This is a genomic window from Streptomyces sp. NPDC048254 (assembly GCF_043201895.1).
Classification (GTDB): Bacteria; Actinomycetota; Actinomycetes; order Streptomycetales; family Streptomycetaceae; genus Streptomyces.
Genome location: NZ_JBICZJ010000003.1, coordinates 128,916 through 142,687, shown reverse-complemented (window position 1 = coordinate 142,687; position 13,772 = coordinate 128,916). Strand labels below are relative to the sequence as shown.

Here is a 13,772-nt window from a genome sequence, read left to right as displayed (position 1 = left end):
GCATCGCGTGGCACACTGCTCCCCGTACTTGTGCACGTAGGGGAGGCGTGGCGTGAGTGAGCGGCGTGCTGCGCCCACCGTAGGTCAGGTCGTGCTCGGCAAGCGGTTGCAGGAACTGCGGGAGGCCTCGGGCCTCGGCCGGGACGAGGCGGCCCGGGTGCTGCGGGTGGCACAGGCGACCGTACGGCGGATGGAGATGGCCGAGGTCGCGCTGAAGATCCCGTACGTCCAGGTGCTGCTGGAGACGTACGGGGTGCCCCCGGAGGAGCACGCCGCGTTCGTGCGGCTGGCCGAGGAGGCCAACCAGCCGGGCTGGTGGCAGCGGTTCCACGACGTACTGCCGGACTGGTTCAGCCTGTACGTGAGCCTGGAGGGCGCGGCCCGGGTCATCCGCTCCTACGAACCGCACTTCCTGCCCGGCCTGTTGCAGACCGAGGCGTATGCGCGGGCCGTGCTGGAGGCCGGGACGATAGGCCACAGCGACCCCGCGGCCGTGGAACGGCATGTGTCGCTGCGCCTGACCCGGCAGCGGCTGCTGGAGCAGGACGATCCGCCCCACCTGTGGGTGATCATGGACGAGACGGTGCTGCGGCGCCCGGTCACCACCGACTGCGCGGTGCTGCGCGAGCAGGTCGACAAGCTGCTCGCCTTCGTCGAACGGGACCGGATCACGCTCCAGATCGCCGAGTTCGCGAGCGGCCCGCACCCGGGGACGTACGCGCCGTTCACGCTGTTCCGGTTCGGCGAACCCGAGCTGCCCGACATGGTCTTCACCGAGTATCTGACCGGCGCCCTGTACCTGGACTCCCGCGACGAGGTCGGCGCCCATCTGGAGGTCCTGGACCACATGACGGCCCGGGCCGCCTCGGCGCATCGGACCGAGGAACTGCTGCGGGAGTACCGTGACAACCTCTGAGGAGCAGCGACCGTGACCGCATCCGAGCCCGCACCCACCGCCGTCGACACCAGCCGGCCGCATCCGGCGCGGGTGTACGACTGGTGGCTGGGCGGCAAGGACAACTACCCGGTGGACGAGGAACTCGCCCGGAAGATCCTCGCCGTGGACGGCACGGTGCTGCGCGGGGCGCGCGCCAACCGCCGGTTCATGCAGCGGGCGGTGCGCGTCGTCGCCGAGTCCGGGACCCGCCAGTTCCTGGACATCGGCACCGGCATCCCCACGGAACCGAACCTGCACCAGGTGGCGCAGGGCGTCGCGGCGGAGTCGAGGGTGGTGTACGCGGACAACGACCCGATCGTGCTGCGGCACGCGGAGGCCCTGCTGCGCGGCACGCCCGAGGGCAGCACCGCCTACGTCCACGCCGACGTCCGCGACCCCGACACCCTGCTGGCCCACGCCGCCGAGACCCTGGACTTCGCCGAGCCGATCGCCCTGTCGCTGGTGGCGCTGACCCACTACCTCGACGACGACCCGGACGGCGACGACGTCCACGGCCTGCTGAAGAGGTACGTCGACGCGCTCGCGCCGGGCAGTCATCTGATCCTGTCCCAGGTCACCCCGGACCTCAGCCCCGAGGCCGTGGCACAGGCGGCCGCGCACTTCCGGCGCAGCGGGACGCCCTTCCACCCGCGTCCGCTGACCGGCTTCCACCGCTTCTTCGACGGCCTGGAGCTGCTCGGCCCCGGGGTGATCCCGGTCTCCGGCTGGCGCCCGGACCCCGAGGACGTGGCCCTCCAGCAGGAGGGCATCGTGCCGGTGTACGGAGCTGTGGCCCGCAAGGCCTGAGCCGTTCGGTCGCTCCGGACCGACGACCCGGTCGTTCGGCTCCGCCGGGTGACCCGTTCGGATCGTCTGGACAGGTGCGTTCCCCTGCCCGCCCCTAGCGTCGAAGCGACGGGTGAGCAAGGGAGCTCAGGTGACCGACACGCAGACACCTCCCAGGGAACCCGGTGCGGCGCTGCTCGGTGCCGCCCGGTTCTTCCGCCCCGGCACGCCCGCGCCCGATCTGCACAGCGTGGCCCTGACCGGCGGCCGGGAGGGGGACGCCTACTACCGGGACCGCTGGAGCCACGACAAGGTCGTGCACTCCACGCACGGCGTGAACTGCACCGGCTCCTGCCGCTGGAAGGTATACGTCAAGGACGGGATCATCACCTGGGAGACCCAGGAGACGGACTACCCGTCGGTCGGCCCCGACCGCCCCGAGTACGAGCCGCGCGGCTGCCCGCGCGGTGCCGCGTTCTCCTGGTACACGTACTCGCCGACCCGGGTGCGGTACCCGTACGTCCGGGGCGTGCTGCTGGAGATGTACCGGGAGGCGAAGCGCCGGCTGCGGGATCCGGTGGCCGCCTGGGCGGACATCCAGAACGACCCCGAGCGGCGCCGCCGTTACCAGCGGGCGCGTGGCAAGGGTGGCCTGGTGCGGGCCACTTGGGACGAGGCGGTGGAGATCGTCGCCGCCGCCCAGGTGCACACCATCGCGGCCTACGGCCCGGACCGGATCGCCGGCTTCTCGCCCGTCCCGGCGATGTCGATGGTGTCCCACGCGGCGGGTGCCCGCTACCACTCCCTCATCGGCGCCCCGATGCTGTCGTTCTACGACTGGTACGCCGACCTCCCGGTGGCCTCGCCGCAGGTCTTCGGCGACCAGACGGACGTCCCGGAGTCGGGCGACTGGTGGGACGCGGCCTATCTGATGATGTGGGGCTCGAACGTCCCGGTGACCCGCACCCCGGACGCGCACTGGATGGCGGAGGCCCGCTACCGCGGCCAGAAGGTGGTGGTCGTCGCCCCCGACTACGCGGACAACGCCAAGTTCGCCGACGAGTGGCTGCACCCGCACCCGGGGACGGACGGCGCGCTGGCCCTGGCGATGGGCCACGTCGTCCTGAAGGAGTTCTTCGTCGACCGGGAGACCCCGTTCTTCGCCGACTACGTACGGAAGTTCACCGACCTGCCCTTCCTGGTCACGCTCACCGAACGGGACGGCGCGTACGTGCCCGGCAAGTTCCTGCGCGCCACCGAGGTCGGGCAGCGGGGCGAGGGAGCCGAGTGGAAGACGGTCGTCCTGGACGCGGCTTCCGGCCGCGCGGTCGTCCCGAACGGCTCCCTGGGCTTCCGCTGGACCGACACCGGCAAGGGCCGCTGGAACCTCGAACTCGGTGACATCGAACCGCGGTTGAGCCTGTACGGCACTGAGATCGCGAGCGGGGTCGAGGTGCTGCTCCCGCGCTTCGACACGGACGGCGGCGAACACGGACAGGGCCGCGGAGAGGTGCTGCGGCGCGGGGTGCCGGCAACGCGGCTGGGCGGGACCGACGGCCCGCTCGTGACGACGGTGTTCGACCTGCTGCTGGCGCAGTACGGGGTGTGGCGGCACGGCCTGCCGGGCGCCTGGCCCGCGAGCTACGAGGACGCGGGCACCCCGGGCACCCCCGCCTGGCAGGAGCGGCACACCTCGGTCCCGCCCGCCAAGTGCATCAAGATCGCAAGGGAGTTCGCGCGCACCGCGGAGCGCTCCAAGGGCCGCTGCATGATCCTGATGGGCGCGGGCACCAACCACTGGTTCCACTCGGAGACCATCTACCGCACCTTCCTGGCCCTGCTCCAGCTGACCGGCTGCCAGGGCCGCAACGGCGGCGGCTGGGCGCACTACGTCGGCCAGGAGAAGTGCCGCCCGGTCACCGGCTGGGCCACGCTGGCCTCCGCCGACGACTGGTCCCGGCCGCCGCGCCAGATGATCGGCACGGCCTACTGGTTCCTCAACACCGACCAGTGGCGTTACGACCGTTTCGGCGCCGACGTCCTGGCCTCGCCGCTCGGTGAGGGCAGGTTCGCCGGGATGACCAGCGCGGACTGCCTGGCGCTGTCGGCCCGTTCGGGCTGGATGCCGTCGTACCCGACCTTCGACCGCAACCCCCTGGAACTGGGCGGTGTGTTCGGCGACCCGGTGGCCAAGGCGGTGGCCGAACTCCGGGCGGGGACCCTGAAGTTCGCGTGCGAGGATCCGGACGCCCCGGAGAACTGGCCGCGGGTCCTGACCCTCTGGCGGGCGAACCTGCTGGGCTCGTCGGCGAAGGGCGCCGAGTACTTCACCAAGCACCTGTTGGGCACGCACTCCTCGCTGCGCGCCGAGGAGGCGTCCCCGGACGAGCGGCCCCGTGACGTGACCTGGCGGGAGGAGGCGCCCGAGGGCAAGCTGGACCTGCTGCTCTCGCTGGACTTCCGGCAGACCTCCTCCACCCTGCTGTCGGACGTCGTCCTGCCGGCCGCCACCTGGTACGAGAAGCACGACCTGTCATCCACCGACATGCACCCCTATGTGCACTCGTTCACCCCCGCCGTGGACCCGCCCTGGCAGGCGCGCACCGACTTCGACACCTTCAAGGCACTGGCCGAGCGGCTGAGCCAGCTGGCCGTGCGCCATCTCGGGGTGCGCAGGGACCTGGTGGCCGCGCCGCTCCAGCACGACACCCCGGGCGAGATCGCCCAGCCCGGCGGGGTGGTGCGGGACTGGAAGCGCGGGGAGTGCGAACCGGTGCCCGGGGAGACCATGCCGAACCTGGTCGTGGTCGAACGGGACTACACGGCGATCGGCGGAAGATTCGCGGCACTCGGACCTCTGGTGGAGCAACTCGGCCTGCCCGCCAAGGGCATCGCCCTCAGGCCGGACCAAGAGGTCGCGTATCTACGGGAGTTGAATGGCACTGGCTTCGAAGGCCGCCCCTCCCTCGACACCGCGGTCAAGGCGGCGAACACCATCCTGGCGCTGTCCGGCACCACCAACGGCCGCCTCGCCACCCAGGGCTTCCGCACCCTGGAGCAGCGCACCGGGCAGGAGATGGCCCACCTCGCCGCCGAGCACGAGGGCAAGCGAGTCACGTACGCCGACACCCAGGCGGCGCCGGTCCCGGTGATCACCTCTCCGGAGTGGTCCGGCAGCGAGTCCGGCGGCCGCCGGTACACGGCGTTCACCCTCAACACCGAGCATCTCAAGCCCTGGCACACGCTCACCGGCCGCCAGCACTTCTTCCTCGACCACGACTGGATCCACGAACTGGGCGAGGCGCTCCCGGTCTACCGGCCGCCGCTGGACATGCACCGGCTCTTCGGCGAACCGCGCCTCGGCCCCGACGGGCAGCGGGAAGTGACGGTCCGATTCCTCACCCCGCACAACAAGTGGTCGATCCACTCCGAGTACCAGGACGACCTGTTCATGCTCGCGCTCTCCCGGGGCGGCCAGAACATCTGGATGTCCCCCCAGGACGCGGAGGCGATCGGGGTGTCGGACAACGACTGGATCGAGGCGGTCAACCACAACGGCGTGGTCGTGGCCCGTGCGGTCGTCTCGCACCGGATGCCGCCCGGCACGGTCCACATGCACCACGCGCAGGAGCGCACGGTCGCCGTCCCGAAGACGGAGACCACGGGCAGGCGCGGCGGCATCCACAACACGCTCACCCGGCTGATCCTCAAGCCGTCCCATCTGATCGGCGGTTACGCGCAGCTCTCGTGGGCCTTCAACTACCTGGGCCCCACGGGCAACCAGCGCGACGAGGTGACGGTGATCCGCCGTCGCGGCCAGGAGGTCGAGTACTGATGCCCCGTGACGGAGTCACTATCGGACGCTGCATGGCCCAGATCGCGATGGTCATGAACCTCGACAAGTGCATCGGCTGCCACACCTGCTCGGTCACCTGCAAGCAGGCGTGGACCAACCGGCGGGGCATGGAGTACGCCTGGTTCAACAACGTCGAGACCCGGCCCGGCCAGGGCTATCCACGCCGTTACGAGGACCAGGAGACCTGGCGCGGCGGCTGGGAGCTGAACCGGCGCGGCGCGCTGAAGCTCAAGGCCGGCGGGCGGCTGCACAAGCTCGCCGGGATCTTCTCCAACCCCAGGCTCCCGGAGATCAAGGACTACTACGAGCCCTGGACGTACGACTACAAGAACCTCACCGACGCCCCGCTCGGCGACGACTACCCGGTCTCCCGGCTCGACGGCAAGCCGATGAAGATCGAGTGGTCGTCGAACTGGGACGACAACCTGGCCGGCGCCCCCGCCCACGGCGACCTGGACCCGATGGTCGAGCGGACCCGGCAACAGGCGTCGGACAAGGTGCGGTTCGAGTTCGAGCAGACCTTCATGTTCTATCTGCCGCGCATCTGCGAGCACTGCCTCAACCCGTCCTGCGTGGCCTCCTGCCCGTCCGGGGCGATGTACAAGCGGGCCGAGGACGGCATCGTCCTCGTCGACCAGGACGCCTGCCGGGGCTGGCGGATGTGCGTGACCGGATGCCCGTACAAGAAGGTCTACTTCAACCACGCCACGGGCAAGGCCGAGAAGTGCACCCTGTGCTATCCGCGCCTGGAGGTGGGGCTGCCGACGGTCTGCTCGGAGACCTGCGTGGGCCGGCTGCGCTATCTCGGGGTGATCCTCTACGACGCCGACCGGGTGACCGCGGCGGCCGAGACCAAGGACGAGAAGGCGCTGTACGAGGCCCAGCTGGGCGTCTTCCTGGACCCGGAGGATCCGGCGGTGCGGCAGGCGTGCGAGGAGGCGGGCATCCCGTACGACTGGCTGGAGGCGGCCCGCCGTTCTCCCGTGTACCGGCTGATCCACACCTACCGGGTGGCGCTGCCGCTGCACCCGGAGTACCGCACGATGCCGATGGTCTGGTACATCCCGCCCCTGTCCCCCGTCGTGGAGGCCCTGTCCGAGACGGGCCACGACGGCGAGGACGCCCAGAACCTCTTCGCCGCGATCGACACCCTGCGGATCCCCCTCGCCTACCTGGCCGAACTGTTCACGGCGGGCGACACCGCGCCGGTGCGGGCGTCCCTGGAGAAGCTGGCCGCCATGCGCTCCCACATGCGGGCGCTCAACCTCGGCGAGGAGCCGGACGCGCGGATCTGCGCCGAGGTGGGGATGACCGCGGCGGAGATCGAGGCGATGTACCGGCTGCTGGCGATCGCCAAGTACGAGGACCGGTACGTGATCCCGACCGCGGCGGTCGGCGACGCCCGCCGACTGGAGGAGTCCGCGCTCCCGGACGGCTGCAGCCTCGACTTCGACGGCGGGCCGGGCATGGGCGGCGACGGACCCTTCGGCCAGGACTCGGGCCGGAAACTGCTCCCCCTGGTGTCGGTGGAGAACTTCCACCTGCTGCGCAGACGGCAGACCGCCGACACCCCGGACGAGGCTAAGGAGGCCTGATGTCCACGGACGCGGTGTTCTACCAGGCGGCGGCGCTCTGCCTCACCTACCCGGACGACGACTTCGTCGCCCGGCTGCCGCTGCTGCGCGAAGCAGCCCCGCAGCTGCGGGAGTTCACCGACCACGCGGCGGTGACCCCGCCGCCCGAGCTGGCCGCGCACTACGTGCAGGTCTTCGACTTCAAGAACCGGCACAGCCTCTATCTCAGCTGGTGGCACGACGGCGACACCCGCCGCCGGGGCATGTCCCTGGTCCGCTTCAAGGACGTCTACAAGGCGTACGGCATGGAGTTCACCGGCGAGGAGCTGCCGGACTTCCTGCCGGCGGTCCTGGAGTTCACGGCGCGCACCGGCAACACGGACCTGCTCACCGAGCACCGTGACTGCCTGTCGGAACTCCGGCGCAGGCTCTCCGACTTCGGCACTCCGTACGCGTACGTGCTGGACGCGGTCTGTGCGGCCCTGCCGACCGCACGCACCGGAGCCCGCCGATGAGCATCCTCCTGTGGGGCGCCCTGCCCTACGTCGCGTTCGCGCTGCTCGCCGCCGGCCTGGTCTGGCGGTACCGCTACGACAAGTACGGCTGGACGACCCGCTCCTCCCAGGTCTACGGGTCGAAGCTGCTCGACATCGCCTCGCCCGTCTTCCACTACGGCATCCTGTTCGTCCTGGCCGGCCATCTCATCGGCCTGTTCATCCCGATGTCCTGGACCGACGCGATCGGCGTGAGCGAGCACACGTACCACCTGTTCTCCCTGTACGCCGGTACGTTCGCGGGCGTCCTCGCGGTGGCCGGCCTGGCCCTGCTGGTCTACCGCCGCCGCACCCGGGCGCCGGTCTCCCGCGCCACGACTGCCAACGACAAGGTGATGTACCTGTTTCTGGTGGCCGCGCTCCTGATGGGCATGACCGCCAAACTGAGCCGCACCTCCGGCGACGGCTACCACTACCGCGAGACGATCGCCCCCTGGGCCCGCAGCCTCTTCACCCTCCAGCCGGAGACGGCCCTCATGGCCGGCGTCCCGGTCCTCTACCAGATCCACGCGGTCATCGGCATGACGCTGATCGCCCTGGTCCCCTGCACCCGCCTGGTCCATATGTTCAGCGCCCCGCTCCAGTACCTCTTCCGCCCCTACGTGGTGTACCGAGCCCGAGACCCCCACCAGCTGGGCCCCCGCCCGGAACGCCGAGGCTGGGAGACCACCCGCCACTGACTCCCAGCCGCTCCCGGCGGTGCCTCACCCGGCCGTACCCCTCTCGTCGTCCACGATCTCCGCGTCCATCACTCCCTCTTCGTCGGCCTCGGGCGGGCGCTGTTCTTCGGCCGAACCGCCGGAGGCGGACGCGTACATGGCCTGGCCCATGCGCTGGCTGACGGTCGCCAGTTTCTCCACGCCCTGGCGCAGCTCCGCGGTGTCGGCGTTGTGGTCCAGCAGGGTCTTGAGCTCGGTGATCGCCGATTCCACGTCGGTCTTCGTGTCGGCCGGTACGCGCTCCTCGTTGTCGCGGATGAACTTCTCGGTCTGGTAGACGAGTTGCTCGGCCTGGTTGCGGGTCTCGGCGGCCTCGCGGCGGTTGCGGTCCTCCTCGGCGTACTGCTCGGCCTCCCGCATCATGCGGTCGATGTCGTCCTTGGGGAGGGCGGAGCCGCCGGTCACGGTCATCTTCTGCTCACGCCCGGTCGCCAGGTCCTTCGCCGAGACGTGCATGATCCCGTTCGCGTCGATGTCGAAGGCCACCTCGATCTGCGGTACCCCGCGCGGGGCCGGCGGCAGGCCGGTGAGGTCGAAGACGCCGAGCTTCTTGTTGTAGGCGGCGATCTCCCGTTCACCCTGGTACACCTGGATGCCGACCGAGGGCTGGTTGTCGGTGGCGGTCGTGAAGATCTCCGAACGCCGGGTCGGGATCGTGGTGTTGCGCTCGATCAGCCTGGTCATGATGCCGCCCTTGGTCTCGATGCCCAGGGACAGCGGGGTGACGTCCAGCAGCAGGACGTCCTTGACGTCGCCGCGGATGACGCCCGCCTGGAGGGCGGCGCCGACCGCCACCACCTCGTCCGGGTTGACGCCCTTGTGTGGGTCCTTGCCGGTGAGTTCCTTGACCAGGTCGGTGACGGCGGGCATCCGGGTCGAGCCGCCGACCAGGATCACGTGGTCGATCGCGGACAGCTCCACGCCCGCGTCCTTGACGGCCTGGTGGAACGGCTTCTTGCAGCGGTCCAGCAAGTCCGCGGTCAGCTCCTGGAACTGAGCGCGCGTCAGCCTCTCCTCCAGATGCAGCGGGCCCTCGGCGGATGCCGTGATGTACGGCAGGTTGACCGACGTCTCCGTGGACGAGGACAGCTCGATCTTCGCCTTCTCGGCGCCCTCGCGCAGCCGTTGCAGCGCCATCCTGTCGTTGCCCAGATCGATGCCGTACTGCCCCTTGAAGCGTTTGACCAGGTGCTCGACGACCCGCTGGTCCCAGTCGTCGCCGCCCAGGTGCGTGTCGCCGTTGGTGGCCTTGACCTCGATCACACCGTCGCCGATCTCAAGGAGGGAGACGTCGAAAGTTCCGCCCCCGAGGTCGAAGACGAGGACCGTCTGCTCCTCGCCCCGGTCGAGGCCGTAGGCGAGCGCCGCGGCGGTCGGCTCGTTGATGATCCGCAGCACCTCCAGGCCGGCGATCTCCCCGGCCTCCTTGGTGGCCTGCCGCTGCGAGTCGTCGAAGTACGCGGGTACGGTGATCACCGCGTCGGTGACGTCCTCACCGAGGTACGCCTCGGCGTCCCGCTTCAGCTTCTGCAGCACCCGCGCCGACAGCTCCTGGGCCCGGTACCGCGTGCCGTCGACGCTCCCGCTCTCCGGGAACCGCCAGGCACCGTCGCCCATGTGCCGCTTCACCGAGCGCGCGGTGCGGTCCACGTTGGTCACCGCCTGCCGCTTGGCGACCTCGCCGACCAGCACATCCCCGTTCTTCGCGAAGGCCACCACCGACGGGGTGGTGCGCGCCCCCTCGGCGTTGGTGACGACGGTGGGCTCACCGCCCTCCAGGACGGCCACCACCGAGTTCGTCGTACCGAGGTCGATCCCGACCGCACGTGTCATGTCCGTCCCCTTCCGCCCAGGGCACTTCCCCGACTCCAGCACAAAACTTGAGCGGGCCGTTGTCAATGCCGGGTACCCCGTAAACGACGATGCCGCGCCCCAGGACGGGGACGCGGCATCCGAAGAGGTACGACGGTCAGGCGAGCTTCGCGTCCAGGGTGATGGTGGTGCCGGCCAGGGCCTGGCTGACCGGGCAGTTCTTCTTGGCGTCCTCGGCGGCGGCGGCGAAGCCGGCCTCGTCCAGGCCGGGCACCGTGCCCTCGACGGTCAGGTGGATCCCGGTGATGCCCTCACCCGGCTGGAACTTCACGTCGGCGTTGGTCACCAGCCTGGTGGGCGGGGTGCCGGCCCCGGCCAGGGCGTGCGAGAGGGCCATCGAGAAGCAGCTGGAGTGGGCGCCGGCGATCAGCTCCTCCGGGCTGGTCTTGCCGTTCGCCTCCTGGGAACGCGAGGCCCACGTGACCGGCTGCTGGCCGATACCGGAGGAGTCGAAGGTGATGACACCGTTGCCCTCGAGGAGGTTGCCTTCCCAAACGGTGTGTGCGGTGCGCGTGGTGGCCACGGTTGTTCCTTTCGGCGTACGAAGGCGAATGAACCGGTTTCGCTGCCTCCCATCCGATCACATCCGGGCTCACCGCACGCGGAAGACCGGCCCACGGGGAGTGAACGGCAGGCGACGGCCGTCGGGGACGAGGTAGGCGTGCTCGCGCCGCACCCGCAGGACGTCGCACCAGCCGTCGGTGATCACCAGGAGCGGTGCGGTCGGCGGGAAGTCGTCCGCGCGCTGCAACAGGTCGATCCCGGGCTGCAGGACGGTACCGCCGCGGCCGTGCACCCGGACCCGCCCGGCGATCTCGGTCGTCGGCAGGTACCCGGCGTCGTGCGGGGCGGCGTCGCAGAACACGACACGGGCCGCCGGTACGTCCCGGGCCTCGGCGTAGGAGGCGATCGCGCCGAGGGCCTTGCCCAGCAGGGTGCGGTCCATGGAGCCGGAGGTGTCCAGGACCACGCCGAAGGTGCAGCGGGCCACCTCCTCGGGCGGGAAGTACCGGCCGGCGCGCGGGATGTCCGGGGTGGACGACTGCCGGCGGGAGGGCCGGGCGTACGACCGTACGGCTTCCGGCCGGGGCACGAACGCGTCGAACCAGCGGGCCAGTTGGGCGTCCCAGGGCAGCGGCGGATGGCTGAGCGCGCGGATCTCCTCGACCAGTCCGCCGGGCAGGAACCCGCGGTCCTGCGTCTGGTGCAGGTCGAGTCCCTGGCCGAGGCCCCGGCGGTAGAACTCGTCGAGGTCGACACAGGCGCCGGGCGGCCCGAGCGGCGCGCCCAGGACATCGCCGCGCCCCTTGCCGCGCAGGGTGGCCAGGCGCCGCATCCGGCGCAGGTCGACGGCGATCCGGTCGTACACCTCCTCCGCCGACAGGTCCTTCAGCTCCGGGTCGTGCAGCAGCCCTTCGGGCATGGTGCCGACGCGCATCTCGACCAGCCAGCCGTTGATCACGTAGTCGCAGGCGACGTTGAAGAGGTAGGGGTCGCGGCCGCCGAGGCGGTCGCCGTGGCGCAGGGCGGCGTGCAGCATCTCGTGGGCGAGGACGAACCGCCACTCCTCGTCGTCCAGGGTGCGCAGCGGGTTGACGTAGATCTCGCCGGCCTCGGGGTTGACGGCGGCGATCGCGATGTCGTGGGCGCGGGCCAGTTCGGCGTCGGCGACCAGCTTGATGCCGGCCGCGATCCCGCCGAGCAGCGGATAGGAGGAGACGAACCAGCTCAGCGCCTGTTCCCAGGGGCGCAGCGGGGTCGGCGGCCCGGTCATGGAGGCGCGGCGGCCGCCGGCCAGGTCCATCGCCCGGGACATGGTCCGGGTCAGCGCGTGCGCGAACGCGACCTGCCAGTCGGGGACCTGGCCGGCCCACTTGTCCCAGGAGAGGAGCAGCTGGTCGGGTTCGCCGCCGCTGGTGCCGCCGCGCTCGTAGGCGGCCGGGACGCTGCCGGCTCGGCGCCAGCCGGCGGCGAGCCGGTCCTCGTCGCCCTCCGGATAGGACGCGGGCAGGTGGTCCGGTGCCTCGCCGACCGGGAAGGTCGCCAGGAAACGGTTGACGACGGTGCAGCGGGCGGCGAGGTCGTAGCGGTCGGGCTGGGTGCGCTGCCCGGTGGCGGCCGGCAGGTGGCCGAAGCCGAGATGGATCGTGCCGTGGGCCAACGCCCAGGCCCACTCGGCCGGTTCGGCGCGCCGGGTGGCGTGGGCGTGCAGGACGCCGTCGGAGTCGGCCCGTACCAGCCCTTCGTGGGGCGCCAGTTCGCACTTCTCGTGCCGGCAGAGGGTGAACTCGACGGCGCGCAGGGCCGGGTTGGCGCGCAGCAGCTCGACCCCGGCCGCGAAGTTCTCCGCGGCCGGGTCCTTCTTCTGTTCCTTACGGCCGCCGCGGCTCATCGCCGGGCCTCCACCAGCCGGGGCATGTCCCGGGCGGCCTCGATCAGGAACCAGGCGGGCAGCACCGGGTTGCCCTCGGCGTCGGAGGCGATGACGGTCTGGGCGACCTCGACGGAGATCTCGGCGAGCTGCACGAGCAGCGACTTGGCGCGGTACGCGGTCTGCCGGCCGTTCGCCGACATGTGCTCCTTGTCGACGGGCAGCTCCTTGACCAGCCGCCCGCGGAACGACTCGGCGAGGTAGTACAGCAGGTCGCGGTCCTCGATCCGGTGCGGCCAGCCGGCGTCGCCCCTGAGGATCGCCTCGATGCCGAACCGGCTGCGCACGATCTTGACGTATCCGCAGAAGGCGGTCGCGTGGGCCGGGGTGAGCGTGCCGTGCGCGAGGACCTTGAGGGTCTCCTCGTCGAGGTCGCGCCCGAAGGAGTGCAGGGCGTCGGAGAGCATGTGCCAGGAGCGCGGGGTGGAGAACGGCTCCTCGGTCTTGGGCGGCTTGGACCACAGATGGTCGGGGCGGTCGGTGAGGTGGTCCAGGATCCACGGGTGGATGCCGTTGCCCGCGGCCCAGGCGAGCCAGTCGTGCGCGGAGGCCGCCAGGTGGACGTGGGCCAGCCGGTTGACGAGCGCGGAGGCGATGGGTCGGGCGAGGGCGTTGTCGGTGGCCCGGTTGCCGGCGCCGATGACGATCGACCCCTTCGGCAGCTCGTAACTGCCGATCCGGCGGTCGAGAATCAGCGAGTAGAACGCTTTCTGCACATCCGGGGTGGCCGCGTTCAGCTCGTCGAGGAAAAGGCAGTACGGCTCGTCGCGGGCGATCGCCTCAGGCGGGCAGAACACCGACCGCCCGTCACGGATCTGCGGAACGCCGATCAGGTCCTCGGGCGCGAGCTGGGTACCGAGCAGACTCACACACTCCAGCCCCAGCGACTCGGCGAACGCCCGCACCAGCGAGGACTTCCCGATCCCGGGCGCCCCCCAGATGAACACGGGCCGCACGGTGGCAAGGCCAAGAAGAAGCTCGGGGAGACGGGCGGGGGTGACGGTTACGGCTGCCTGCAAAGGGAGGGCTCCTGAGGAGTGTTC

The 13,772-nt window shown here is 70.8% G+C and carries 10 protein-coding genes; 6 read left to right on the top strand and 4 right to left on the bottom strand.

Annotation, left to right across the window (positions count from 1 at the left end):
* The first annotated feature begins 52 nt into the window (after nt 1-52).
* The 6 genes from ACGFZQ_RS10480 to narI all read left to right on the top strand — a co-directional run bounded on the left by ACGFZQ_RS10480 (nt 53) and on the right by narI (nt 8,387).
* On the top strand, nt 53-916 hold the full coding sequence (locus tag ACGFZQ_RS10480) for a helix-turn-helix domain-containing protein (protein WP_382534158.1): 864 nt from the start codon (nt 53-55) through the stop codon (nt 914-916).
* A 12-nt stretch (nt 917-928) separates the two neighbouring features.
* Nucleotides 929-1,744, top strand: coding sequence for an SAM-dependent methyltransferase (locus ACGFZQ_RS10475; RefSeq protein WP_393839978.1), 816 nt, complete (start codon nt 929-931; stop codon nt 1,742-1,744).
* Between the two features lie 130 nt (nt 1,745-1,874).
* On the top strand, nt 1,875-5,558 hold the full coding sequence (locus ACGFZQ_RS10470) for a nitrate reductase subunit alpha (RefSeq protein ID WP_393839977.1): 3,684 nt from the start codon (nt 1,875-1,877) through the stop codon (nt 5,556-5,558).
* Nucleotides 5,559-5,590: 32 nt separating this feature from the next.
* Nucleotides 5,591-7,174 (top strand): nitrate reductase subunit beta, encoded by a 1,584-nt coding sequence (gene narH, locus ACGFZQ_RS10465; protein ID WP_393839976.1) that lies wholly within the window; start codon nt 5,591-5,593, stop codon nt 7,172-7,174.
* Nucleotides 7,174-7,668 (top strand): nitrate reductase molybdenum cofactor assembly chaperone, encoded by a 495-nt coding sequence (gene narJ, locus ACGFZQ_RS10460; protein WP_393839975.1) that lies wholly within the window; start codon nt 7,174-7,176, stop codon nt 7,666-7,668. Before narH ends, narJ begins: the two co-directional genes overlap by 1 nt.
* Nucleotides 7,665-8,387, top strand: coding sequence for a respiratory nitrate reductase subunit gamma (gene narI, locus ACGFZQ_RS10455; protein ID WP_393839974.1), 723 nt, complete (start codon nt 7,665-7,667; stop codon nt 8,385-8,387). Before narJ ends, narI begins: the two co-directional genes overlap by 4 nt.
* Nucleotides 8,388-8,411: 24 nt before the next feature.
* Here the strand turns inward: narI and dnaK are convergent, their stop codons facing one another.
* From dnaK to ACGFZQ_RS10435, 4 genes are all read right to left on the bottom strand, one after another.
* Nucleotides 8,412-10,259, bottom strand: coding sequence for a molecular chaperone DnaK (gene dnaK, locus ACGFZQ_RS10450; protein WP_393839973.1), 1,848 nt, complete (start codon nt 10,257-10,259; stop codon nt 8,412-8,414).
* A 136-nt stretch (nt 10,260-10,395) separates the two neighbouring features.
* Nucleotides 10,396-10,821: an OsmC family peroxiredoxin gene (locus tag ACGFZQ_RS10445; protein WP_351730346.1), complete on the bottom strand. Its 426-nt coding sequence runs from the start codon at nt 10,819-10,821 to the stop codon at nt 10,396-10,398.
* A gap of 69 nt (nt 10,822-10,890) precedes the next feature.
* A complete protein-coding gene (locus ACGFZQ_RS10440; protein WP_393839972.1) occupies nt 10,891-12,690 on the bottom strand; it encodes a hypothetical protein in 1,800 nt (599 codons plus the stop codon).
* A complete protein-coding gene (locus ACGFZQ_RS10435; protein WP_351730339.1) occupies nt 12,687-13,748 on the bottom strand; it encodes a MoxR family ATPase in 1,062 nt (353 codons plus the stop codon). Before ACGFZQ_RS10435 ends, ACGFZQ_RS10440 begins: the two co-directional genes overlap by 4 nt.
* Between the last annotated feature and the right edge of the window lie 24 nt (nt 13,749-13,772).